We start from the raw sequence: 23,892 nt of genomic DNA, 5'->3' as shown, positions 1-23,892 counted from the left end.
ATCATCCACATAAACTGTGGATAACTCCGTGGGTAAGCTCAGGATGAACGGTGCCGGACCCGATGGGGCCTGACATGGCGCGTTGTGACCGGTAAATGACCAGAAGTGTCCGGGCGGTGGAGTATGCGGTCATAAGCTGAGCAGTGGAGCGGCGAGGCTTTCTTTCCAGGGGGTATTGTCGGAGTCCGGACGGTCTGAACACTGTCGCTTCAGGAAACCGGTCACAGAATCCGGCTGATGAACCCGGTCGGCGGCAGAAGACTGCGCTAGAATCGACCGGATCAACCGGCGTCTGTCTTACAGGCGTCAAGGCCCTCTCCGACAGGACGTTGTCGTCATGGAAGAACGCACCCGCATGCCGCTGGATACGGCCACCCGTTACGGGCTCATTGTGATGGCCCTGGCTCAGGGCTGGCTGTTGTATTTCCTCCACCTCGCCATGGATCAGCGATTCTGGCCGGCCACCGACGTCACCTGGCTGGTCGCGTTGTATACCGTCATCGTCGGCGTACCAGCCTTTTTTTACCTGGGTCTGGAAAAACTGAAGGACGCCCGCAACCTGATCGCCGCCGGGCTGCTGACGCCCCTGCTTTTCGGGCTGGGGTGGCACCTGGGGTGGCTCACCTCGGGGAGCCGAAGCTCCGGCACGGTTGAGTTCGGCTTTTTCTTCGGCAGCAGTATTGGCATGGCCCTGTTCATCCTTGCGCTTTATTTTCGCAGCTGGTCGTTCAACGAGCGACTGACCTTCCGCTACAGCCAGCTGCTGGAGTATTCCTGGCAGCAGGCCCAGACCATAGCGATGGTCGGGCTCTTCATCCTGGCGTTCTGGCTGCTCCTGCTGATCTGGGCAATGCTGTTCAAGGTGATCGGCATCGAATTCTTTGCCGATCTGTTTGGCGAACCCCTGTTTATATACCCGGTAACGGCGCTGGTCGGAGGTTGGGGGCTGGTGCTGAACCGCGAGCGCATCCGTTTGATGGTGACGATCCGGGTCGTATGTGAAGCGTTGATCAGGGCCCTGCTGCCCCTGGCTGCCCTGATCACGGTCCTGTTTCTGGCTGCGCTGCCCTTTACTGGACTGGATGCCATCTGGGACACCGGTCGGGCCGCCCTGTTGATGATGGTCCTGACGGTGGTGGTGCTGTTCTTCTTCAATGCGGTGCTGACCGATGATCCAGACCATCCCGACTATCCGGCCTGGCTGCGACGGTTCGTGTTGTTCGGTATTCTGCTGCTGCCCATTAATTCGCTGTTGGCGGCCTGGGCGCTTGGTTTGCGGATCGATCAGTACGGGCTGACTGTCGACCGTCTCATTGCTGCGGTCCTCCAGCTGTTGATCGCCGCGTTCACGCTTACTTACGCCGTGATCATCCCTTGGTGTCGCCGCCGGGCACTTTGCGGTATCCGAACGGCCAATCAATGGCTGGCCCTGCTGGTCGCCGCGATCCTGATCCTGATTCACACGCCGTTCGCGGATCTGCGTCACTGGTCGGCCCAAAGCCAGGTGAACCGGCTGATCAGCGGTCGCGTGACACCCGAGGCGTTCGACTATCGATACCTGCGCTTCGAGCTTGGCCAGTACGGTCGGGACGCCTTGGAGGCACTCGGGCAATCGGACTTTGCAAAGAATCATCCAGTCGTGGGCCTGCGCATCGAGACTGTTTCCACACTTGATAACCGCTGGCAGGACCTGCCGGATATCAAAGCGGACGATCTGTCGGCGATCCGGCGTGTTGTTGAAGTGACACCCGAAGGCGCCCTTGTGCCGGACAGTCTGTTGAGGCGCTTTATTGACGATGCTCCAGGCTGCCTCACCTGGAAGCAGCACTGCCGCCTGGTCCGTGTAGAGGATGCAGTACCCGGACCGCAGTGGTGGGGCCTCACGGTACAAAGCTATCCGCCCGGCAGGGTGTATGAGGCCCGGGACGACGACTGGCTGCAGATTGGCACGGTATCAGGCCGAACCTGCGCGAAGGCCATGGTGCTGCGCCTGAAGGATGGCGTGCAATTGAAGCGGGTGCCGGGCAGCCGCTTCGTTTATGGGGATGGCGAATGCTTCTATCGGATCGATGCTGACGATGCCTACCTGCGATCGCTGAGCGCGCGGTAGGGCACGGTCAGCCAACGACATACCCGAGTTGTTCCGGCAACCACAGCGCAATCCCCGGCATCAGCATCACCAGCACCAGACTGACGGCCATGGCGGCGATGAACACCAGTGCCCAGCCTATGGTGTGTTCCAGCCGGATGTTGGCCACGCGGGTGGTGACCATCAGGTTGACCGCAACCGGCGGCGTGAACTGGCCGATGGCGATGTTCATGGCCAGCAGGATGCCGAACCAGATCGGGTTCCAGTCGAAGTGATTCATCATCGGCAGGACGATCGGGATCAGGATCAGGTAGATCGAAATCGCGTCCAGCAGCATGCCGGCAATCAGCACCAGCACCATGACCAGACCCAGCAGCACCCAGCCGTTGTCCGACAGGGACAGCAGGGCATTGGCCAGGTGGTTGAACGTGCCCAGGGTCGTGCCGGCCCAGGCGAAAATACCGGCCAGCGCGATGATGAACATGACCACGCCGGAGGTCACAGCCGCCTCGGACATCAGCCCCCACAGATCCCGCAGGCTCAGGTTGCGATAGATCAGGCAGCCCACCAACACGCCGTAGGCTACGGCGACCACCGCCGCTTCAGTGGGCGTGAACAGGCCCGAGCGCAGGCCGCCCAGGATGATCACCGGCGCGAACAGGGCGGGAATGGCCGCCTTGAAGCTCGGCCAGAACGCCGGGCGCTCGACGGTCTCCGGGTCTTCCCAGCGGTATTTTTTTGCGAAATACAGCGCCGGCGCCAGCAGGGAAATGCCCGCCAGGATGCCCGGGAACAGCCCGGCGGCGAATAGGGCCCGCAGGTCCACGCCCGGCACCACGATGGAGTAGAGGATCAGGGCGATGGACGGCGGAATCAGGATCGCGGTTGAAGAGGACGCCGCGATCAGCGAAGCGGAAAACGGCTTTGGGTATCCGGCTTTATGCATGCTCGGCAGCATCACCATCGCCACTGCGGCCGCGTCCGCCGGCCCGGAACCGCTCATGCCGCCCATGATCAGGCACACCAGCACGGCGACGACCGTCAGACCGCCGTGACGCGGCCCGATAATGGCCTGGGCGAAACGCACCAGGCTGGCGGCGACCCCGGCCCTTTCGAAGATCAGGCCGGTGAGGATAAACAGGGGAATGGCAATCAGCGGGTACTTGGCCACGCTGTTGTAGGTGTTGGTGCCGAAGGTGCCCAGCATCGTCGGCGGCAGGCCCGCGACGATGCCCACCAGACCGCCGACGCCCAGCGCAATCGCCACCGGCATGCCCAGCAGCAGCGCCAGCAGGAAACTGCCGATCATCAGCAGATCAGGACTCATGGACCACCTCCGGGTCGTGCTTGCCGCGCAGGCGATCGATCAGGTTCTGGGTCATGCGGAGGATGATGACCACGGAGAGGATCGGCAACCACACCACGTAAATCCAGTTGGGCAGCCCCAGCCCCGGTGACAGCGAGTCCCACTGATACTCCTGCAGGGCAAAGGTGCTGCCATACCAGGTCATCACGCCCAGCACCGCTACGCTGGCGGCCCACTGCAGTACAAACACGATCTTCCGGGCCCAGGGCGGCAGGTGGTGCTCGACCAGTTCGATGCGGATGTGCTGGTTGTGGCGCGCCGCCACCGCAGCCCCGGCAAACGTGAGCAGCACCAGGCAGAACACCGAGAATTCCTCGGTGAAGGCAAAGGACGCATCGGTGGCGTAACGCACGATCACATTACCGAGGCTGATCAGGCAGATCGCTACCAGGGCGAGGGTGGCCAGCCAGGCATCGGGCCGGAATTTGGGACGACGGGAGGGCATGGGGACTCCAGGTGGCAGGAAGACGCCCGCCAAAAAAACGGGCGTCGGGGACGATCGGTATTACTGGGCGCGGTTGGCGACCGCGTCCTGCGCCTGCTTGACCAGGTCTCCGCCGATGCGCGGCGTCCACTTGTCGTAGACCGACTGGGTCGCCTTGACGAAGGCATCGTGCTGGGCCGGGGTCAGCTCGGTGACTTCCACGCCCCGCTCCTTGATCGCAGCCAGGGTGTCGTCGAGTTCACCGCGGGATTTCTGGATCTCCCACTGACCGGCGTCGATGGCGGCCTGTTTCAGCAGCGCCTGGTCTTCGGGGCTGAACGTGTCCCACACGCGGTTGCTGATGGCAAACACCAGCGGGTCAGCCATGTAGTGCCAGCGGGTCAGGTGGTTCTGGCCGACCTGATCGATGCGGGCCACGTCAAACACGGACAGCGGGTTTTCCTGGCCGTCGACGGCACCGGTGGTCAGGGCCGGCTTGGCGTCTGCCCAGCTCATCTGCGTCGGGTTGGCACCCAGCGCGGTGAAGGTGTCCTGGAACAGCGGCGAACCCACCACGCGGATTTTCAGGCCGTCCAGATCCGCCGGCTCGTCGATGGTCAGCTTGGAGTTGGACAGCTCGCGGAAGCCGTTCTCGCCCCAGGCCAGCGGAGTCACGCCGCGCTTCTTGATGGCCGCGAAGATGGCCTCGCCGGCGTCACCCTGGGTAATCGCATCGATCGCCGCGTAGTCCGGCATCAGGAACGGCAGGGAGAACAGGTTCAGCTCCGGCACCTGCGGCGACCAGTTGATGGTGGAACCGACCGCCATGTCGATCAGGCCGGAGCGCATGGCCGAGAACTCCTTGGTCTGGTCGCCGGAGACCAGTTGGGAGTTGCTGTAGATCTTCATGTTGATGCGCCCGTCGGAGCGCTCCTTGACCAGTTCGACCCATTTGTCGGCAGCCTGCCCCCAGGGAAAGGCGGAAGGCAGGACCGTGGACACCGTGTATTCGTCTTTGTACTGGGCCTGGGAGGCGGCACTGAACAGCAGCGTAGCCGCCGCGGCAGCCAGAAGGGTGCAACGTTTCAACATGTTGTTTTCCTTTTTATTGGAATGGGACGACCGCGGCGCGGCAATCAGAGTGCGCTTCGTTAGGCGATTATAGGAAGGGTCCTAACGGGACGCAAAAGGTGGGATTGCTAACCGGTTGTTCTCTCAATGAATTGGCGCTTTCCGAGCCGTAAGCGATTCGGCGAATCACCTGGATGGGCAGACCGCCGGTTGCTCGTTATCCACAGACGATCATGTCCACAGAATCTGTGGATAAGTGCGTGAGTAACGTCTGGAAGAACGTCGGTGGGCGAGTTGGCTGTAGCGGTGGCCGGTCATGGCTGGCAAATGACCAGCCTGTCGAGGTTTTCGCCAGGCTGGTCATCGAATCGCCAATCCGGTGCCGTTATTCGGCCTTGTCCACCGACAGCGCCACGGCGGCAGTGATCTGGATCACCACTTCCCGGCCGACCTGGTCGTTGCTCAGTTTGACGTCGTCACGCACCGGCACCTGACGGACATCGCCGTTGGGAAATTCCAGCGTGGCGGTGTGGTGTTCCAGGTTGACCGATTTGACCACCGCGGTGACCTGCGCCGTACCGCCGGCAAACCCCCGCGGTTTCTGGCCTTCCGGGGCGGCGGCGGCCATGCCGGCGGCACCGTCGGTGGACGTCTCGCCGATCGCTTTCAGGTAAACGACGGTTTCTTCGGTGTAGACCACCGTGACCCGGTCACCCACCTCCACCTGATTGAAATTCACCGCGTCGGGTCCGACGGTGATGGTCTTCATGTTGCCGTCATCGTCTGCGAGTGTGACGGTGCGGGCGTCGTAGTTGATGGTTCGGATGGTGGCTTCAAGACGTTCGGTGCGGGTGTGGACGCCGCCGGGGACGCCTTTTTCCATGGTGGTGGATTCCGACACATCGGTCTTCAACGGTTTTTCCGACGGGGTGCTGCAGGCGCTGAGCAGGCCAGCAACCAGAACGAGAGCGGTGGCAATACAGGGAAGTCGGGATAAGAAAGGCATGCCATATCCTCCGTTAGCCTCATGGGCTCGATTCGGTCCATTCATCAGCTGACAGGCCAAACGGCGACACGGCGGGAGTCATATGACGCCAGCAGGATCAGTATAGGCGAAGGCGCCGGCCCTGTCCGGTGAGGCCAGGGCCGGCGCGGGCGATCAGGCGGCCAGGGACTCGCGCATCAGGTTGAGCAGGCCGCCCTTGAGGATCATCCGGATCTGGCGGTCGCTGAGATCGTGGGTCAGCTCGTAGCGCTGACCGCTGCGGGTGTTTTTTGCGGCCAACTGACCGCCTTGCGCCAGCGTCTCGGCCAGGGCGTCCAGCGCCAGTTCGTCGCCCTGTTCGATGTCGTCGTAATCCTCGGGGCGCGTAAAGCGCAGCGGCAAAATGCCGAAGTTGCACAGGTTCTGCCAGTGGATGCGGGAATAGCTCTTGGCCATGACCACCCGAACGCCCAGGTAACGCGGCGCCAGTGCCGCGTGTTCGCGGCTGGAGCCTTGCCCGTAGTTCTCGCCGCCGACGATCATCGAGCCGTGTTCCTGATACTTCTTCGCCCGTTCCGGATAGGACGCGTCGACCCGGGTGTAGGTGAACTCGCTGATCGCCGGGATGTTGCTGCGGAACGGCAGGATCCGAGACCCGGCAGGCAGGATTTCGTCGGTGGAGATGTCGTCGCCCACCTTGAGCAGCACCGGCGCGGTCAGTTCGTCCGGCAGGCCATCGAACTGGGGCAGGGTGCTGATGTTGGGCCCCTTCTCGACGACGGTCAGCTCCGGATGCTGCGCCGGCGGGCGAATGTTGCGGTCCTCCACGTAGAACGACCGGCTGTCGTCGAAGGTCGGATAGTCGATGTCCAGGTCGCGGGGGTCGGTGATCTCACCCATCAGGGCGGATGCCGTGGCGGTTTCCGGACTGCACAGGCAAACCTTGTCTTCCTCGGTGCCGGAGCGCCCGGCAAAATTGCGCGGCACCGTGCGCAGGCTGATCTGGTCCGTGGCCGGTGCCTGGCCCATGCCGATGCAGCCATTGCAACCGGTCTGGTGCAGGCGGGCGCCGGCGCTGAGCAGGTCACTCAGGTGCCCCAGCTTGGCCAGGTTTTCCAGGATCTGGCGGGACGTCGGGTTGATATCGAACGACACCCGCTCATGCACCTGGCGGCCCTTCACCACCATGGCCGGCACCGCAAAATCCCGCAGTCCCGGATTGGCGGAAGAGCCGATGTAGGCCTGGTAGATGGGCTCACCTGCCACTTCGCGCACGGGCACGACTTTGCCCGGGCTGCTGGGCAGGGCGATCAAAGGCTCCAGCTTGCCCAGATCGATTTCGTCGTGTTCGTCGTAGGTGGCGCCCTGATCCGCCTCCAGTCGCTTGAAATCGTCGGCCCGCTGCTGCTGTTTGAGAAAATCCCGCACCGCGTCATCGGCGGGGAATACGGTGGTGGTGTGGCCCATTTCCTGGCCCATGTTGGCGATCACGTGGCGATCCATGGCGGACAGGTGCTTGAGGCCGGGGCCGTAGTACTCGATGATCCGGCCGGCACCGCCTTTCACGTCATGGCGGCGCAGCATCTCCAGCACCACGTCCTTGGCGCTGACCCAGTCCGGCAGTTTGCCGGTGAGTTTCACGCCCATCACTTTGGGCATGTTCAGGTAGAACGGCTGCCCGCAGATGGCCATGGCCACCGCCAGGCCGCCGGCACCGATGGCCAGCATGCCCAGTGAGCCCGCGGCACAGGTGTGGCTGTCCGAACCCAGCAGGGTTTTGCCGGGTTTGCCGAAACGCTCCATGTGGACCGGGTGGCTCACCCCCGAGCCGGGCGGGCTGAACCAGAGGCCGAATTTCTCGCAGGCGCTGCGCAGGAACAGGTGGTCGTCCGGGTTGCGGTGGTCGGTCTGCAGCAGGTTATGGTCGACGTACTGGGCAGACACTTCGGTGCGGGCGTGATCCAGACCCATGGCTTCCAGTTCCAGCATCACCAGGGTGCCGGTGGCGTCCTGGGTGAGGGTCTGGTCGATGGTCAGGCCGATTTCCTCACCGGCTTTCATACGACCGTCGGCCAGGTGGGATGCGATCAGTTTTTGCGTGACGTTGCGGGGTTGATGATTGCGTTTTTCCGCCATTGGGATCACCTCCGTGGCGAGCCGAATTTCGGATGCGTTTGGACTGCGTTATCTATCAATATGCGTGTCAAATTGGCCGGAAACAAGCCAGGGCCCTTTCGCTGGCCGAATCTACAGCCCCTGGGCGCCCCGACGAAGCCATTCATGTACGAACGCCAGTTTGCGTCGTGCCACGTCAGACAGGACGAAGGGATAAAGATCCGACAGTCCCATGGAGCGGTTGACGTGATTCACACCAACGGTTAACGACGCGGCGATCTGTATCAGACGGTCGGCATCTGTTTCTGAGTAAGGATCCCAACCCGAGTGGGGCAGCATCGGTGAGGACAGGCCCGAGGCGATGAAACTGTCTGTGATATCCGTCAGGTGCAATAGATGGGCCGCAGTCTCCGCCCAGTCTTCATGGGGGTGCGCCGATGCATACGTCGTCAGGTAGCGCTGTGTCCAATCAGCAGGAGGGCCTTGTTCATAATGCATTTGCAACGCGGACGTGTAGTCCTCTCTCTCATCACCGAACATAGCGCGAAAGGCGTCCAGGAAGTCGCTGCGCAGGCTCAGTCGCCACCAGAGCATGTGCGAAATTTCATGGCGCATATGGCCGATCATCGTCCGGTATGGTTCGGCCAGTTGTTGCCTGCGGGCCGTTCGGACGACCGGGTCGGCTTCTGCGACGCTGATGGTCACGACGCCTTGTGCGTGCCCCATCATAACGGGCGTCAGCCCCTCAGCCAGCATATGGAAAACCGGTTTTACACCAGGGTCTTCGGGTCGGAACCAGTGCCAGCGGCCCAGGTTATCCAGCGTCCAGCGCTTGGCGGCTTCGGTCAGGGCCCAGTTGGGCATGGCGTCGGGAATGTCCGGGTCGGGCGCCAGCGCGGTCATGGCGCAGGAGCGGCAAAACGCCCCCTGTCTCGGTGCGATCCAGTTGCAGCCGATCACATCACGGTTGATACAGAATGGCGGCATGGGCAGGAAAGCCCGCGCCTGCGGATCATAGGCGACGGGGGTGCCGTCGGCGGTGGCCAGGTTGTCGAACCAGAGCGAACCGGAACCGACGGGATTGGTAAACACGCGCATGGCAGAAGCCTTTGAGCGAAAAGGTGGCCCCAGTATGGTGTTGTTGGCGCAGAATGTCAGCCCGGGTTCAATGGGGCGCGCCGGGCGTTATCTCGTCCGAAAAGTAGTCCTCTATCCAGTCGAACAGTTTGCCCGTGTTCATGTCGGCCAGCGGCATGCGCTGGAAATCCATCCCGATCTCTTCATCGATGGTGGAAAACTGGTAGAGCAGGGCACCCGGGTCTTCATCATGCAACACCATCACGATGCGCCGACGGGTCTGCAGGCAATCGATGGTCATGGCATCGGCCGGTATCCCGATGTCTCGCATGCCCCGGCGCACGCCCACGACTGGATTGATGTGCTGGTGCGCCGCCTGGATGCGGGCGTGGGCCTCGCTGGCCATATCGGACAGGGCTTTCAGGGCTTGTTCGGACATCGGGGACTCCTTGATCCATGGCAGGACGCAGGGTAGCAGAAATCGCGGCCTGCGCCCTCCAGCATCGCCCGGACCGGTCAGCCAGGAGGTGGTTCAAATCCATCCGGCCCCGACTGCATTCTGGCTCGATGGCGGCTTTGCGCATTAGACTTCGTCCTCTAGCATCCGGCGCTTGACGGCGCCCGGCAAACCAGACCCTGGAGAACCCCGAATGATCAGTTGGGACGACTTTGAGAAAGTGGAATTGCGTATCGGCACCATCATTGAGGTGTCGGACTTTCCCGAGGCCCGCAAACCGGCCTACAAGCTGAAGGTGGATTTCGGCCCGGAAGTGGGTGTGCGTAAATCCAGCGCACAGATTACGGATCTCTACGACAAGGAAAGCCTGCTGGGTAAGCAGGTGCTGGCGGTCACCAATTTCCCGCCGAAACAGATCGGCCCGTTCGTCTCCGAATGCCTGGTGACGGGCGTTCATAATGAGGATGGCGCTGTGTCCCTGGTCGGGCCGGACTCGGGGGTGCGTAACGGTCAGCGACTCTGCTGATTGATGTCGATCGGTGCGATGATGGCAGGCGAAACCGCTGATTCTGCCACCGAAACGGGAGGTGCATCGCCATGCCTTATCATCGCAAAGACGATCTGCCCGAGAGCGTCCGCAAACACCTGCCGCCCCATGCCCTGGACATCTATCTGAAGGCCTTCAATTCAGCGTGGGACGAATACAGCGATCCTGACAGCCGCAGGGGTGATGAGAGCCGCGAGGCGGTGGCCCACAAGGTGGCCTGGGCGGCGGTTAAGCAGCAATACCTTAAGGAGGGCGATCGCTGGGTGAGGCGTTCCGGTTAACGCCCCACTCGGCGCTTCAAAGACTGGCCATTTCGTTCTGCAGGTCGTTCTTCAGGTCGGTCGGCGAGGTGATCCAAAGGGTGCCGTCCGTCCCCGGGAAGACGCCGATTTCCAGACCGTCTTTGGTCAGTCCGGGCACCCATTTGTTGAAGAATTCGGGCAGCGACAGACGCTTGGGTCTCAGGCCGCCGGCGTCGCCGGCGTACTGTGCGGCAAACGATTCGCTGGGCCAGACCGGCAGATAGGCCACGTCATCGTCGTCGGAGACAATCTTCAGGAAGCGGTTGTCAGCGTTGATGAGGATCCAGATGTCGCGCTCTTCGATCACCGTATCGAGGAAGTAATCGAAGCGTTCCTCGCCGTCGAGTTCGAGGATGGTGTCCAGCGGTTCCTGATTCATGGGAAAGCTCTCTGTGTCATGCGTCGCCCACTATAGCATGGCGTCCGGCTTGTCTGCTGTCCTGAAACCGCGCCGACAGATCAGGCAAACAGGCGCATGCCCCTTTCGGAAATTGCCTTGAAGCCCGAGACCACATGTTCGGCCAGCGCGTCTTCAATCGGGCCCGATCCGTCCCGCTTGGCCAGGGTCATCCGGTACTCACCCATCTCCGGCAGGCCATGGTCGGCGCTCAGGTGAATCATGTCGTCGTCGATCACGCTGATGGGCAGCGGCGCAACCGCCAGGTCGGCCCGCACCGCGGCGATCTGGGCCTGGCAGAACTCGCTGGTGTAGGCGATGCGGTAGTCGATCCCGGCTTCGTCCAGTGCCTTGAGCGCCATGTCCCGCCAGTAGCAGCCGGGCTCGGCCAGGGCGATTGGCAACGGCCGCGTGTCGAGGGTGGTGCCGTTTCGCGCGCCGAGCCACACCAGCGGTTCGGAGTGGATAGGCGCCTGGTTGTCGAGCTCCGGATCGAAACTGAAGATCGCGATGTCGATCTCGCCGGCGTTAATACGACGGCGCAGGTTATTGGTCGGGCCCAGATGCACATCCACTTCAACATGAGGATGGGACGCAGCGAATCGCCGCAGGATTTCCGGCATGGCGACAATGCCGTTGTCATTGGGCGCGCCCAGCCGGACACGCCCCTGGAACTCGGACGACCGGAAGCGGGAAAAGGCCTCGTCGTTCAGGCGCAGCAGCTTGCGGGCATAGCCCAGCAGGATCTCGCCATCACTGGTCAGGCTGACCCGTCGGGTTTCCCGCAGGAAGAGCTCGCGGCCCACCATCGCCTCCAGCTTCTTGACCTGCAGACTGATGGCGGACGCGCTGCGGTGAACCTGCGTGGCGGCCCGTGAGAAATTACCGGTCTCGCAGATGGCCACAAAGGTCCGGGCGAGATCAAGATCCAGGTTGGGCAGGGGCGATGCGAGGGACATGGCTGTGTATCTTTGAGAATTTCTCAAAGCATGGGTCAAATCTTCTCGTTTGTCTAATCAATAGGCGCGCGGCAAGGTGATCGAAACACAGGAGGTTTCGATGGCTACTTTCACGGCACACCAGAGGACCGAACGCACCCGGCTCCTTCGCTCTCTGCGCGATTGGGCCCGGGATCACCGCGGATGTCACGTCGTCCGCCACCCGCAACAGGCCCGTCTCAAACAACTGGAACGCCTACTGGCCACGCTGGATGATCGGGCCCTGGACGATGTCGTCGGCGTACCGCGAGACGCTCTTGAAGCGGCTTTGAGGTTACCGCCCGAGCGCGCCCTGGAACGGGTGGCGACGCTGATGCGTGATGCCGACTCGCGGGAGGGATGAGTCGATGGCGAACAGGAACGGCGTTGATGCGTGCTGCGACTGGCAGCTCCCCGGTACCCTTGACTATCAGGGGCGCGAAGTCCGGTACGGTCGGCTGGGAGACGGCCCGCCGATGGTGATGGTTCACGGCACGCCCTGGTCGTCGTTCAATCTGCGTCACCTGATCCGGTCGCTGTCCGCAAAGCACACCGTCTACTTTTACGATTTGCTGGGCTATGGCCAGTCGAGCATGGCCGAGGGGGACGTCTCGCTGGGCGTGCAAAACGAGGTGCTGGCGCGCCTGCTGGATCACTGGGGCCTGGATAATCCGCGGGTGGTCGGCCATGACTTTGGTGGGGCCACCGTCCTGAGAACGCACCTGCTGAATGGGCGATCCTTCCGGAAAATCATGTTGATTGACCCGGTGGCGGTCTCGCCCTGGGGCTCGCCGTTCTTCCGGCACGTCAATGAACACGAGGCTGCGTTTTCCGGTGTGCCCGATTTTATCCATCAGGCGATCGTTCGGACCTACGTGCAAACAGCGGCTCACCAGCCGTTGGATGACGCCACACTGGACGGCATTGTCCGGCCCTGGACCGGCGAGCAGGGGCAGCCCGCTTTCTATCGTCAGATCGCCCAGGCGGATTCGCGCTACACGGACGAGGTCCAAACACGGTATCCAACGATCACCACGCCGACCCTCATCCTGTGGGGGCGGGAGGATCGCTGGATTCCGCTGGAACGCGGTGAAACCCTCCGTGGTTTGATTCCATCTTCGGAGTTGCGCGTGGTCGACGACGCGGGCCATCTCGTGATCGAGGAGAAGCCGGACCAGCTGGTGCAACACATTGTGCACTTTGCCGGAACGACCCCGTGACCGGGACAATCAGAGCGTCGGCGTCACATCGTGCAGGGCCCGGTCCAGGCGTTCGACGATGGTGTCGATCTCCTGGTCGGTCGCCGTCAGCGCCGGGCTGAAGTTGAGCACGTTGTTGAAGCCCGGTACGCAGCGATTGGTGCGGCCAATCAGCAAGCCATGGGCTTTGCAGCGGGCAACGATGGCCATGGGAACGGATTCCTCCACCGGTCGGCGGGAGGCGCGATCGGTCACCAGTTCGATACCCTGGAACAGGCCCTTGCCGCGAATGTCCCCGATCAATGAATAGCGCTCGGCCAGGTCGCGGAAGCCGGCCATCAGCCGTTCCCCCTGGCGGGCACTGTTTTCCACCAGTCCCTCGCGCTCGATGATCGACACGTTAGCCAGCGCTGCCGCCTGGGACGCGAGGCAGCCACCGAAGGTGGAAATGTCGCGGAAATAACCGAGGGTGTCCCCTTCGGCTTCTTTCAGCAATTCGTAGACTCGCTCCGTGGTCACGGTGCAGGAAATGGCGGCGTATCCGGACGCCACGCCCTTCGCCATGGTCACGATGTCCGGTGTGATGCCATCGTGCTGGTACCCGAACCAGGTGCCGGTCCGGCCCATGCCGCAGACCACCTCGTCCATAATCAGCAACACGTCGTGACGATCGCAGATCTCGCGTACCGCCTTCAGGTAGCCGGCGGGTGGGGGAATGATGCCGCCACCGGCGGTGATGGGTTCAATGATGACCGCGCCCACGGTGTCAGGACCTTCCCGCAGGATCACGTCCTCCATGGCCTGGGCCGCCCGTGCGCCGTAGTCGTCGACGTCGCCATACTGGCTGCGGTATTCGCAGCAGTGGGGAAATTCCACGAACCCCGGCAGGAAAGGACCAAAGTGCTCACGCCGCTCCATCTGCCCGGTCGCGCTCAGCGCCGCCAGGGTGGTGCCGTGGTAGTCGCGCTCGCGGTAGAGGATCTTGTGCTTGCGGCCGCCGTGGTGCTTGTGGGCGATCTGGCGCACCATCTTGAAGGCCTTCTCGTTCGCCTCCGATCCGGAACTGGAGTAGTAGACCCGGCTCATACCCGGCATCTTGCCCAGCAGTTTCTCGGCGAACGCCGACGCCGGTTTGCTTGCCATGGAGCCGGCGAAATAATTCAGTTCCAGCAGCTGTTGGTGGACGGCATCGGCGATCTCCCGTCGCCCGTAGCCCACATTGGTCACCCAGACACCGCCGGCGGTGGCGTCCAGGTACTCCTGGCCGTCGATGTCCCAGAGCCAGAGACCCTCGCCACGGACGAACATGGTCAGCCCCGCGTCCGCCGCCTGCCCTGTCGTCATGTGGTGCCAGACGTGGGCCTTGTCCCAGGCTTTCAGCGTGTCGGTATCCTGCTCGAAGGTGCTCATCGACTCGTTCCTCAATATCAAGCGGTTGCTGGGGCTCGCCGGCAGAGAGCAGAGCCCCTCCTGTCACTGTAGACCCGTCCCCGACAACCTTCCGGTCGGCCGGTTGACCGATGTGAAGTCCACGATTCAGGACGAGTCTTCAGAAAGAGAGTGACGGCCGCAAGGGCGTTGGGCAAGGACATGAGGGGTTTATAAGAAACACTTAATGTTTCGTGCATAGACTTCCCCTGTCAGTAAGGACCCGCGGTGGGCCACTTGCTCTGGCACTGAGCCAGGCGAAGGCACGCCGTGGTTACGAAAGGATCCACTCAACAGGAAGCCGAGACCGATCATGTCCACCACCACACACACCAAAGCCTACAGCATGCCCCAGATCGTCCTGCACTGGGCCATCGCGATATTGATCGTTGCGAATTACATCGTCAGTGACGGGATGGGTCACCAGTTGGACGAGCATCTTGAAAACGCCGGATTCCAGACGAACTGGGTGGGGACGTTTCACGTTTATGTGGGGCTGACGGTCATTGGCCTGGTGCTGGTCCGCCTGATCGTCCGACTGGTTAGCCCGGTCCCTGAAGTCGTCAGCGCGGGGCATCCTCTGCTCGACAAGGCGCAGAAACTGGCCCATGGCCTGCTTTATCTCCTGATGCTGCTGGTGCCGGTTTTCGGCGCGATGGCGTGGTACCTGGGAATGGAATTCATGGGGGACGTCCACGTGATCGCCATGAATACCATGATGATCATCGCCTTGCTGCATGCCCTCGCTGCCCTCTACCACCACCATGTGCTGAAAGATCGAGTGCTGATGCGGATGCTGGGACGGGAGTGACGCCCTGTCAGGAAGGCGGACTTCCGGGTGCCACGTTCCCGCGTCTGGCGTCATTGCCTCTCCGAATCGTCGGATGGGCTTGACCCTGTAATCACTACAGGGTTTGAAATGGCCATATTCCATTTCATGGCCGGCACTCGGGAGCCCTGCAATGCAACGCGAAGAAATCAACGATTACTACAACAAGGCTGCGCGCTATTACGATCTTCTGACCGGCTGGATCTTCCAGCGACTGTTTCGGGTCGAGGACCGGTATCGCCAGCGCAGTGTCGATCTCCTGGGTGATATACACGGCGCCCGTGTTCTTGATATCGGATGCGGAACGGGGCGCAACTTTTCCTACCTGGTGCCGAAGCTGGGGCCGGAGGGGAGGTTGCTCGGGGTTGACCTGTCCCGGGGAATGCTTGCCAGGGCTCGCCAAAAGGTCGAACGGAACGGGTGGCACCAGGTCGCCGTTGCACAGCAGGACGCCGCCCGCCTTGACGACGTTGCGCCGTCGTTTGACGCGGTGATCGCCAGCTGGTGCCTGGGCATTGTCTACGATTTGCCAGCCGCACTCGAGCGGGCACTGGGCCTGTTACGCCCGGGTGGACGGCTGGTGATCCTGGACTTTCAGGGCAGCCGGCCGGAACGGGGTCTGCTGCGCCACCTCTATCCGATCTACAGCAAGCTGCTTCAAGTCACGGGTATCGACACGGCCGAGGACCTCGACCACGACCGGCTGAAGGCTAAATGGGCGCAAGGCCGGGCTTATCTTGAAGCGCAGTTGGACGATGTCCAGCAGGAAGATTACCTGAACGGCCTGGGACTTTTGATCAGTGGCACAAAACCGGGCTCCCATTAAGCCCGCCGGTCAGTGCAGTTTCCTGTCATCGTCCAGGGCGATCCCCAGGGCCTGCAATTGCTCGCCCAGCTGTTCGTCACCGGTGGCCCGCCACTGCTGGTAGAGCGTCAGCACATCATCAACACTGGAGCCTGCCTTGCGGGTGCAGGCCCGGGCGACCAGATCCAGGAAGGCGGCGAAGCGATCCGCCAGGTCGGCAAACACGTGGCGGTGGCTGTGGGCGTTGTCGGCCAGGTAGTCGTAGGCGCCACCGCCCATGCCGACGAAATAGTCTTGCCGGAAGCCCTTGCGGGCATAGCGCTCCGGAAACAATGCGCCGACGAACAGGGCCTGGTCGCCCAATTGCCTTAGAATCAGGCAGCGTTCGTGATCGGCGCTGGCTTCGTGTGCGTCCTTGTAGAGCAGGGCCAGTGGCCGCAGGCTCAGTTGCCCCTCGTCATAGCTGAACAGCTGGCGGCTGTCCCCCAGGCGCGCCAGGACCGACCCGACATACCACAATGTATCCTCTTCGGGCCGTGGCGCCAGTGCCTCGGCGCAGTGGACAAGACGCTCCCGGAAATAATCACCCAACGTGCGCTCAAACGTCTGAACAGCGCGTTCCTGCATGGCGACACCTCGTTCTGGCTGACCTTCTTTGACTATAAAACAGCCAATCGCCAATTCAAGGCATAAAGCCGCCGCCGGTTATAGAAAAAGAGTTGATTGAAAGTGCTCAACGTCCACTTGAAAGCGCCGGGACTGCACTTATGTTCGCGATCAGAGAGGGCCGCAACGGCCCATCCATGTGCCGTTTTCTCGTGCATGACCTTTATTCAGGAGGACACCTCAATGCAGATCAAACCGCTCTATGACCGGGTGGTTGTTCGTCGACTGGAAGCCGAAACCACCACCAAAGGCGGGATCCTCATTCCCGACAAGGCGGCCGGCAAATCGACCCAGGGAATCGTGTTGGCGGTGGGTGACGGCGCCTTGCAGGACAACGGCGTCCAGCGTCCGTTGACCGTGAAGGTGGGGGATCGCGTGCTCTTTGAAAAGCACGCCGGCACCGATATCAAACTGAACGACGACATTGGCCTGGTGATTCGTGAATCCGACATCCTGGCTGTTCTTGAGGACGTTGATGCGCAGGAGAAAGCCGCATGAGCGCGAAAGTCATTACCTTTTCCCAAACCGCCCGCGAGCGCATGCTCAAAGGCGTGAATGTCCTGGCCGACGCCGTCAAGGTCACCATGGGACCGAAAGGCCGCAACGTGATCCTGGACAAGAGCTACGGCGCCCCCCGGGTCACCAAGGACGGCGTGTCCGTGGCCAAGGAAATCCAGCTCAAGGACAAGTTCGAGAACATGGGTGCCCAGATGGTAAAAGAAGTGGCGTCCAAGACCGCCGAACTGGCCGGCGACGGCACCACCACGGCCACGCTGCTGGCCCAGGCCATTGTGCGGGAAGGTCATAAGGCCGTTTCGGCCGGCATGAACCCGATGGACTTGAAACGCGGCATCGACCTCGCCGCCAGCGCCGCCGTGGAAGAGCTCAAAAACCTCGCCAAACCCTGCGCCGACAACAAGGCCATCGGCCAGGTTGCCACCGTGTCTGCCAACTGGGATACCGCGATTGGCGACATCCTGGCCGAGGCCATGGAGAAGGTCGGTCGGGGCGGTGTCATCACGGTCGAAGAGGGCAAATCCCTGGAAAACGAACTGGAGGTCGTGGAAGGCATGCAGTTCGATCGCGGCTACCTGTCGCCGTATTTCATCACCAGCCACGACAAGATGCAGGCGGAACTGGACAACCCCTATGTGCTGCTGTTCGACAAGAAAATCAGCAACATCCGCGATCTGTTGCCCGTGCTTGAAGCCGTCGCCAAAGCCGGCCGGCCGTTGATGCTGATCGCCGAGGACGTTGAGGGCGAAGCCCTGGCCACACTGGTGGTGAACAACCTGCGCGGCATCATCAAAGCGGCCGCGGTGAAGGCCCCGGGCTTTGGTGACCGGCGCAAGGCCATGCTGCAGGACATCGCCACGCTGACCGGCGGGCAGGTGATCTCCGAAGAAGTCGGGCTGTCCCTGGCGAAGACCACCCTGGACGAATTGGGTTCCGCCAAGCGGATCGTGATCACCAAGGAGCACACGATCGTCGTGGATGGCGGTGGCAAGAAGGCGGACATCGAGGCCCGGGTTGCCCAGATCCAGAAGGAGATCGACGCGTCCAAGTCCGACTACGACCGCGAAAAGCTGCAGGAACGCGTCGCTAAATTGTCCGGCGGTGTTGCGGTGATCAAGGTCGGCGCGGCCACGGAAATGGAAATGAAGGAGAAAAAGGACCTGGTGGACGATGCCCTGCACGCGACCCGTGCGGCCGTGGAAGAAGGCATCGTGCCGGGCGGCGGGACGGCCCTGATTCGCGCGGCTGATGCCGTGCGCCAGACGCTGAAAACGGCGGCCAACGAAGACCAGAAGGCCGGTGTCCGAATCGCCCTGCGGGCCATGGAAGAGCCGTTCCGTCAGATCGTCTCCAACGCCGGGGTCGAGCCCAGCGTGGTGCTGGACAAGGTGCGCAGCAACGACAGCGTCAGTTGGGGCTACAACGCCCAGACCGAGGCCTACGGCGACATGCTGGACATGGGCATCCTCGACCCGGCCAAAGTCACCCGAACCGCCCTGCAGAACGCCGCCTCCGTGGCCGGCATGATGCTGACGACCGAGGCGATGGTGAGCGAGGCGCCGGAGGAGAAAAAAGCTTCCCATGCCCATGACATGCCGGATTACGATTTCTAGTCGGATCGTTGGATCAGAATCAGGGGGCTGTCATGGCCCCCTTTTTCGGATCGGGAACAGCATCGTATTCAAACACCCTGGGCACCGGCGCATCTTGACTGTTCCGGGTTGCCCATCCCCTCCTTGGCAAACCAACCGATAGCGACCTGCCAGCAGGTATTGACCGGGTTGGTTCTTCGAATCTCGGGAATGGCCAGCAACGTCAGCACACCGCACTGGACGAATTCGGAGATCAATTGATTGTCTTATCCGGCCAGACCCAATGATTTAACAAAGTTTTTCTGCAGTCAGACTTGTTGTTGGGGCGCCTGTGATACCGTCAAACGCTGTTGCGAAAAGCGGCTCGGCAACGACACAGGCCAGGCGCAACGCAACGGTCGAGAGACACGTGCCATCGAAAACCGTCACATCCCGCAAAACAACCCGGCCAGCTCGCTTCATGCGCAAACGGCCTGATAATAACGAACAGCGGCTCCATCGCATCGTGAAACGATGCGTATAACCAAACGCAAGGCGTTTCTTACGTCGTCAATCATTCCTCAAAGGAAAGGGTGTTGTGTATGAAGAAGCTGCTTCAGGTCACGGGGCTGGCCAATCTCCCGGTCAAGTACAAGCTCATGGTGGGTTTTGGGCTTGTCACGCTGACGGTGATTGGCTTGATCGTCATGGGCAGTCTTGGGCGGGACGCCGTCGGAGAGCGCGTGGCCAAGGCGGATCAGGCAAACCGGATTGTCAAGCTACTGCTGGCCGCTCGGGTCAGTGAAAAGAACTTTGAACTGAGGAGCGATCCCCAGGCCGTCTCCGACGCCGGTGACCGGCTTGATGAGGTCATGGCATTGGCCAAGGACCTCAAAGCCCGTTTTGAGGCCCCCGACAATCAGGCCCTGACAGACAAGGTGCTGGAGCGATCCGGCGCGTACCGGAATAACCTGGATCAGTTTGTGTCGCTGGTGGAGCAGAGGAAAACCACGCTCGCCCAGATGCGTGACGCGGCCCGGGAGGCGGAAGCGGCACTGCTCAAGTTGCGCACCAATCTCGCACAGGACGCCTCGCAGTACATCCAGGACCAGAAACCGATTGCCCTGATCCAGGATCGGGTTGAGCAATCGCAGGTATCCGGCGACCTGATTCGCGGTATCTTCGAAGTCCGTGAGGCCGAAAAGAACTTCCTGATCAGCGGCGACAACCAGTACGTGGACGCTGCCAACGCCGGCGTCGAGCAGCTTGACGAGAAAGTCGCCCAGCTGAAGCAGGCTCTCGACAAGGCCGACAACATCGCCCTGGCCGATGCGGCATCCACGCAGGTCAAACAGTACGAGGATGCCTTGCGGCGGTACTTCGATATCGATCGCCAGGAGAAGGTGGCGAAGCAGGGAATGGTCGCCTCCGCCCGCGATGCCATGCAGGTGGCCGAGCAAATCCGTGCCGACCAAAAGCAGGAGATGATGACCTTGAAGCAGGATGTCGAAACCTGGTCACTGGAACTCGGGGCCCTGGCCATTGTCATCGGGATCTTCGCCGCCTGGATGATCAACCACCTGATTGTGCCGCCCCTGATGCAGGCGCAGCGCCTGGCTGAATCGGTTGCGGCAGGTGATCTGACGGCCCAGGTTCCCGAAGCATCCAGGGACGAGGTGGGCCGGTTGATGGTATCGCTGGGGCGGATGATGGAAGGCCTGCGCGATATGGTGACCCAACTCGGCTCCAGTGCCGACCAGGTTGCCTCGTCGTCGGAAGAGCTGTCTGTGGTCACTAACCAGACGGCTTCCGGTGTCAGCAGCCAGCGCCAGGAAATTGAGCAGATGGCGACAGCGCTGCAGGAAATGGCGTCGACCATCCAGGAGGTGGCCCGCAATGCCGAGCAGGCGTCCGATACGGCGGCTGAGGCGCGCGACGCCGCCAGCCGCGGCGACGAGTTGGTGGGCAACAATCGAACGGCAATTGCGGCACTGGCCGGTGAGGTGCAATCGTCAGCCACCCAGATCGAAGAGCTGAACGAAGAGTCCAAGCAGATCAGCAGCGTGATCGAGGTGATCCAGGACATTGCCGAGCAAACCAACCTCCTGGCACTGAACGCCGCCATCGAGGCCGCCCGTGCCGGAGAGCATGGCCGGGGCTTTTCCGTTGTGGCGGACGAAGTCCGCAACCTGTCCCAGCGCACCCAGGGATCCACCGAGGAAATCACCGGTCTGATCGACGCCCTGCAACGTAAGGCCCGGCTGGCGGTCGATTCGATGAACAGTAACCGCCAGACCGCTGAGGCGTCGGTCACTGCCAGTGAAGACGCAAGCCAGGCGTTGCGCCAGATCGCAGAGTCGGTAGAACGGCTTTCGGATATGAATACGCAGATTGCATCGGCAACCACCGAGCAGAGTGCGGCATCCGAGCAGATCAGCCAGAGCGTCGAGACCGTCCGCGATATTGCCGAGCAAACGGCGAGCGGCGCCGAGGAAACGTCGTCGGCCAGCGAGGAACTGGCGCGCTTGAGCCAGGATCTCCAGAGTCTGACGACCCGCTTCAGACTGTAGCCCGATGGATGTCACCTGTGCCTTCCGCAGGTGACATCGCCCCCTGTTTTTTGGAAAGACTCGGAATTTCGGTTTCCCCCGCCTGCAAACCTGTCTCCGGCTTCTGTAAACTGCGCGATCGCTCGGAAGCCCTGATCGGCTTCCATGGAATCGGTAAGCGATAAGGACATCGGTAAATGACAAGGACGAAGTCTGTGGCCGTCCTGCTGTCTGTCGTTCTGGCAGTCGGGGCTGGCGCACTTGTGTATTGGCAAACCCGTGAACGGCTGGCGTTTAAACCCGAGGTGGGTGACGACTATGCCTTCAATCTCACCTACCAGCTCGACCTGACGCCCGACAAGCGCGGTACCCGCCTGCCGATGCGGGAAATGCACATGGATGCCCTGTCGCGCAGTACCGTCACGGGACGCAGTGGTGGTGGATTCGAGGTCGAGACCGGCGTGGATTTCCTCGCCTTCGACAGCGATGGCCGCGAAGTGGTCAACACCCGCAAGCTGGATCACGGCTCGGACCGCAAGCGGGCGATGGCCCGGCTGCTGCGCGGTGGCATCCGCCAGACGGTGGATCCGCAGGGCGTCGCCCACGGTGCTGAATTTGTCGATGCCGAGACCCTGGCCTCTCTCGAAGAGGACTTGCCTGACGGGGCGCTTGCACAGCTCAGCCAGAGCATGGTGCAGATGAACCTGTTCAACGGCGGCCTGCCGACGGCGCCGCTCAGGACCGGCCTGACCTGGCAGTCCCCGGCGGTGACGGGCAGCAATCACAGCGCCGCGCTGCCGGCCATGACCTACACGGTGTCGGCGGTCGACGCGGACACGGTGTCTGTCGACGTGACCCAGCCGAGTGAAGACGGGACACCGGACAAGGTCGGTTACATCCTGTTTGAGCGGGGAACGGGCTGGCCGCTCCAGGCCACGCTGGACTACACCGTCCACACCAACATGATGGACCATGCGCTGGTGGCTCGCGCCCGGATCAACCTGCGCCGGGCGGACCAGCCGTCGCCCGTCCCGGACTTGCGCTACGAGCATATGGTGCGCATGGCCCTGGAAGGTTTCCCGGTGGACCTGTCGAACCCGGACACGCGCCGCTACTTCCTGCCGCCATTCGGTATCAAACCCGCCGATGAGGTACTGGACGCCTTCAACAGCGAACTGATGTGGATGCCGCCCAATGACGCCGGTAAGGAGGAAGGGTTGGACATCCCGATCCGCTGGCTGACCGAAAATTTCATCGACCCCCTGAAGGTAACGTCCGTGACACTGCGGGATGCCAGCGGCGCGACGCTGAGCGGCCCGTCAGCGCCTAATCCCCGCTTCGACCTCCAGGCCCGGATCAGTGCCGATTGGCCGCCCTCCCGTCGCGCCACCGCGCCCCTTTTAAACGAGCCGTTGAACGACGGGCAGCTCAAGGCCCTGGACACCCTCGAGATGACGGTCGAGACGAGCGTCCCGGATACGGTGTACGAAGGAACACTCAAGAAGGGCGCGGCTTCGGTAAAGCTGGGTGACGCGATCACCGTGTCGGTGGACAGCTGGTCCCCCGATCGCATCGTGCTGCGCGTCTCGCGTCCCGGCGGTTTCCGGGTGAAGGACTGGACCTTCCTCGGTGTGATTCCCCGGGACGCTGAGGGCAACGAGCTTCCGTCCTATCACTACACCGCCTCGAACACGGCGCTGGAGCGGCTGATGGCCACGCCGGCCCTGGCCGACCGGGAGGTGGACAACGAGCTGCTGCGTGACGCGGTTGACGCCCTGCGACTGCAAAGTCCGGCACAGCGTCGTGGTGACAAGCGGATCACCATCGAGCCGGACGCGCCGGTGGACTCGCTCCAGCTGAAGGTCATGCCGGTGAAAACCGTTTCCCAGACCTGGGTGGCCCACAATGCCGGATTCACCCTGAGTGGTGGCCCCGTTGTGGGAGAACGGACGGTGTCGGAGGGCCTGATCCGGAGCTGGGATTTCCAGACCCTGAACATGGACGACGCCGCCATCGAGGGGGTCGGGCATCACCAGCTCAGGCTGCGAATGCCCGGTAGTACCTCCCGCTGCGAGGCAGGCGTGGCGGACGCCCAGGCCTACAAGGGGTATTCATTGAAGCTGTACCCCGCCCGCTATGGATCGGGCCTGCAACTGCAGACCACCAACGGCCTTCAGTTCTTCTACGACCTGTCCCTGGGCATCACATTGCAGTGTGTCACCGAGATCGAGATGACGACCGTGGATGTGGATCACAGTGACCTGGTCAAGCGTATCGACGCCAACACCGTCGAGCTGTCCGACAATGCCCGGCAGCAACTGGATCGCGTTGCCGACATGGCGATGGTGTCCTCTATGGACCCCGTCGGATGCCGGGCCGATGGCGCGGCCTTGAAGCAGCTCGAGGCAAGCGGGACCAACCAGTACCGCTTCTGGGGCGAGGTCCAGACACTGACCCTGCCCAGGATCAGCAAGCGCGAAAGCCGGACATTCAATGTCACGTTCGAGCCACTGCCCTGATCA

At 62.1% G+C, this 23,892-nt stretch carries 23 protein-coding genes; 11 read left to right on the top strand and 12 right to left on the bottom strand.

All coding sequences use genetic code 11. The features are described 5' to 3' along the window. Positions 1-337 precede the first annotated feature (337 nt). Entirely contained in the window at positions 338-2,110 is a 1,773-nt protein-coding gene (locus JL474_RS15635) for a DUF4153 domain-containing protein (protein ID WP_203142811.1), read from the top strand. A gap of 7 nt (positions 2,111-2,117) precedes the next feature. Here the strand turns inward: JL474_RS15635 and JL474_RS15630 are convergent, their stop codons facing one another. The 7 genes from JL474_RS15630 to JL474_RS15600 form a co-directional block, all read right to left on the bottom strand. Further along, a complete protein-coding gene (locus JL474_RS15630) occupies positions 2,118-3,416 on the bottom strand; it encodes a TRAP transporter large permease (RefSeq protein WP_123634003.1) in 1,299 nt (432 codons plus the stop codon). Further along, positions 3,406-3,900: a TRAP transporter small permease gene (locus JL474_RS15625; RefSeq protein WP_203142810.1), complete on the bottom strand. Its 495-nt coding sequence runs from the start codon at positions 3,898-3,900 to the stop codon at positions 3,406-3,408. The genes JL474_RS15630 and JL474_RS15625 overlap by 11 nt, the downstream gene beginning before the upstream one ends. A 60-nt stretch (positions 3,901-3,960) precedes the next feature. Continuing rightward, on the bottom strand, positions 3,961-4,971 hold the full coding sequence (locus tag JL474_RS15620; protein WP_203142809.1) for a DctP family TRAP transporter solute-binding subunit: 1,011 nt from the start codon (positions 4,969-4,971) through the stop codon (positions 3,961-3,963). A 364-nt stretch (positions 4,972-5,335) separates the two neighbouring features. Further along, the gene (locus JL474_RS15615) at positions 5,336-5,956 is read right to left on the bottom strand and encodes a hypothetical protein (RefSeq protein WP_203142808.1); all 621 of its coding nucleotides are present in this window, start codon (positions 5,954-5,956) and stop codon (positions 5,336-5,338) included. 153 nt (positions 5,957-6,109) lie between these two features. Further along, positions 6,110-8,071, bottom strand: a complete 1,962-nt coding sequence (locus tag JL474_RS15610; protein WP_203142807.1) for an aconitate hydratase — start codon at positions 8,069-8,071, stop codon at positions 6,110-6,112. Between the two features lie 111 nt (positions 8,072-8,182). Next, positions 8,183-9,148, bottom strand: a complete 966-nt coding sequence (locus tag JL474_RS15605) for a zinc-binding metallopeptidase family protein (RefSeq protein ID WP_203142806.1) — start codon at positions 9,146-9,148, stop codon at positions 8,183-8,185. Between the two features lie 67 nt (positions 9,149-9,215). Continuing rightward, entirely contained in the window at positions 9,216-9,566 is a 351-nt protein-coding gene (locus JL474_RS15600) for a hypothetical protein (RefSeq protein ID WP_203142805.1), read from the bottom strand. Positions 9,567-9,777: 211 nt separating this feature from the next. On the opposite strand from JL474_RS15600, the gene JL474_RS15595 reads away from it, so the two are divergent. Both JL474_RS15595 and JL474_RS15590 read left to right on the top strand, forming a co-directional pair. Then, positions 9,778-10,110, top strand: coding sequence for a tRNA-binding protein (locus JL474_RS15595; RefSeq protein WP_203142804.1), 333 nt, complete (start codon positions 9,778-9,780; stop codon positions 10,108-10,110). Positions 10,111-10,181: 71 nt separating this feature from the next. Next, a complete protein-coding gene (locus JL474_RS15590) occupies positions 10,182-10,412 on the top strand; it encodes a ChaB family protein (protein WP_203142803.1) in 231 nt (76 codons plus the stop codon). A 16-nt stretch (positions 10,413-10,428) separates the two neighbouring features. Here the strand turns inward: JL474_RS15590 and JL474_RS15585 are convergent, their stop codons facing one another. Together JL474_RS15585 and JL474_RS15580 are read right to left on the bottom strand one after the other, a co-directional pair. After that, a complete protein-coding gene (locus JL474_RS15585) occupies positions 10,429-10,812 on the bottom strand; it encodes a DUF2750 domain-containing protein (RefSeq protein WP_203142802.1) in 384 nt (127 codons plus the stop codon). 80 nt (positions 10,813-10,892) lie between these two features. Further along, a complete protein-coding gene (locus JL474_RS15580) occupies positions 10,893-11,789 on the bottom strand; it encodes a LysR substrate-binding domain-containing protein (protein WP_203142801.1) in 897 nt (298 codons plus the stop codon). A 100-nt stretch (positions 11,790-11,889) separates the two neighbouring features. Between JL474_RS15580 and JL474_RS15575 the strand changes: the two genes are divergently transcribed. Both JL474_RS15575 and JL474_RS15570 read left to right on the top strand, forming a co-directional pair. Next, the gene (locus JL474_RS15575; protein ID WP_203142800.1) at positions 11,890-12,171 is read left to right on the top strand and encodes a hypothetical protein; all 282 of its coding nucleotides are present in this window, start codon (positions 11,890-11,892) and stop codon (positions 12,169-12,171) included. A 4-nt stretch (positions 12,172-12,175) separates the two neighbouring features. Next, entirely contained in the window at positions 12,176-13,027 is an 852-nt protein-coding gene (locus tag JL474_RS15570; protein WP_236012300.1) for an alpha/beta fold hydrolase, read from the top strand. Between the two features lie 9 nt (positions 13,028-13,036). Here the strand turns inward: JL474_RS15570 and JL474_RS15565 are convergent, their stop codons facing one another. Next, positions 13,037-14,416, bottom strand: a complete 1,380-nt coding sequence (locus JL474_RS15565; RefSeq protein WP_203142798.1) for an aminotransferase family protein — start codon at positions 14,414-14,416, stop codon at positions 13,037-13,039. Between the two features lie 331 nt (positions 14,417-14,747). On the opposite strand from JL474_RS15565, the gene JL474_RS15560 reads away from it, so the two are divergent. After that, a complete protein-coding gene (locus JL474_RS15560; RefSeq protein WP_123633989.1) occupies positions 14,748-15,245 on the top strand; it encodes a cytochrome b in 498 nt (165 codons plus the stop codon). 151 nt (positions 15,246-15,396) lie between these two features. After that, positions 15,397-16,089, top strand: coding sequence for a class I SAM-dependent methyltransferase (locus tag JL474_RS15555; RefSeq protein ID WP_203142797.1), 693 nt, complete (start codon positions 15,397-15,399; stop codon positions 16,087-16,089). A gap of 9 nt (positions 16,090-16,098) precedes the next feature. Here the strand turns inward: JL474_RS15555 and JL474_RS15550 are convergent, their stop codons facing one another. Further along, a complete protein-coding gene (locus tag JL474_RS15550) occupies positions 16,099-16,695 on the bottom strand; it encodes a hypothetical protein (protein ID WP_123633987.1) in 597 nt (198 codons plus the stop codon). A gap of 222 nt (positions 16,696-16,917) precedes the next feature. On the opposite strand from JL474_RS15550, the gene JL474_RS15545 reads away from it, so the two are divergent. Together JL474_RS15545 and groL are read left to right on the top strand one after the other, a co-directional pair. Then, the gene (locus tag JL474_RS15545; RefSeq protein WP_123633986.1) at positions 16,918-17,232 is read left to right on the top strand and encodes a co-chaperone GroES; all 315 of its coding nucleotides are present in this window, start codon (positions 16,918-16,920) and stop codon (positions 17,230-17,232) included. Continuing rightward, positions 17,229-18,863, top strand: coding sequence for a chaperonin GroEL (groL, locus tag JL474_RS15540; protein WP_203142796.1), 1,635 nt, complete (start codon positions 17,229-17,231; stop codon positions 18,861-18,863). The genes JL474_RS15545 and groL overlap by 4 nt, the downstream gene beginning before the upstream one ends. Before the next feature lie 68 nt (positions 18,864-18,931). Here the strand turns inward: groL and JL474_RS15535 are convergent, their stop codons facing one another. After that, positions 18,932-19,099, bottom strand: coding sequence for a hypothetical protein (locus tag JL474_RS15535; protein WP_203142795.1), 168 nt, complete (start codon positions 19,097-19,099; stop codon positions 18,932-18,934). Between the two features lie 324 nt (positions 19,100-19,423). Between JL474_RS15535 and JL474_RS15530 the strand changes: the two genes are divergently transcribed. Together JL474_RS15530 and JL474_RS15525 are read left to right on the top strand one after the other, a co-directional pair. Then, positions 19,424-21,391: a methyl-accepting chemotaxis protein gene (locus JL474_RS15530; RefSeq protein WP_203142794.1), complete on the top strand. Its 1,968-nt coding sequence runs from the start codon at positions 19,424-19,426 to the stop codon at positions 21,389-21,391. Positions 21,392-21,567: 176 nt separating this feature from the next. After that, a complete protein-coding gene (locus JL474_RS15525; RefSeq protein ID WP_203142793.1) occupies positions 21,568-23,889 on the top strand; it encodes a hypothetical protein in 2,322 nt (773 codons plus the stop codon). Positions 23,890-23,892 lie beyond the last annotated feature (3 nt).

Origin of the sequence: Marinobacter mangrovi (assembly GCF_016798325.1) — a bacterium.
Classification (GTDB): Bacteria; Pseudomonadota; Gammaproteobacteria; order Pseudomonadales; family Oleiphilaceae; genus Marinobacter_A; species Marinobacter_A mangrovi.
This window is presented reverse-complemented; position numbering and strand designations above follow the sequence as displayed.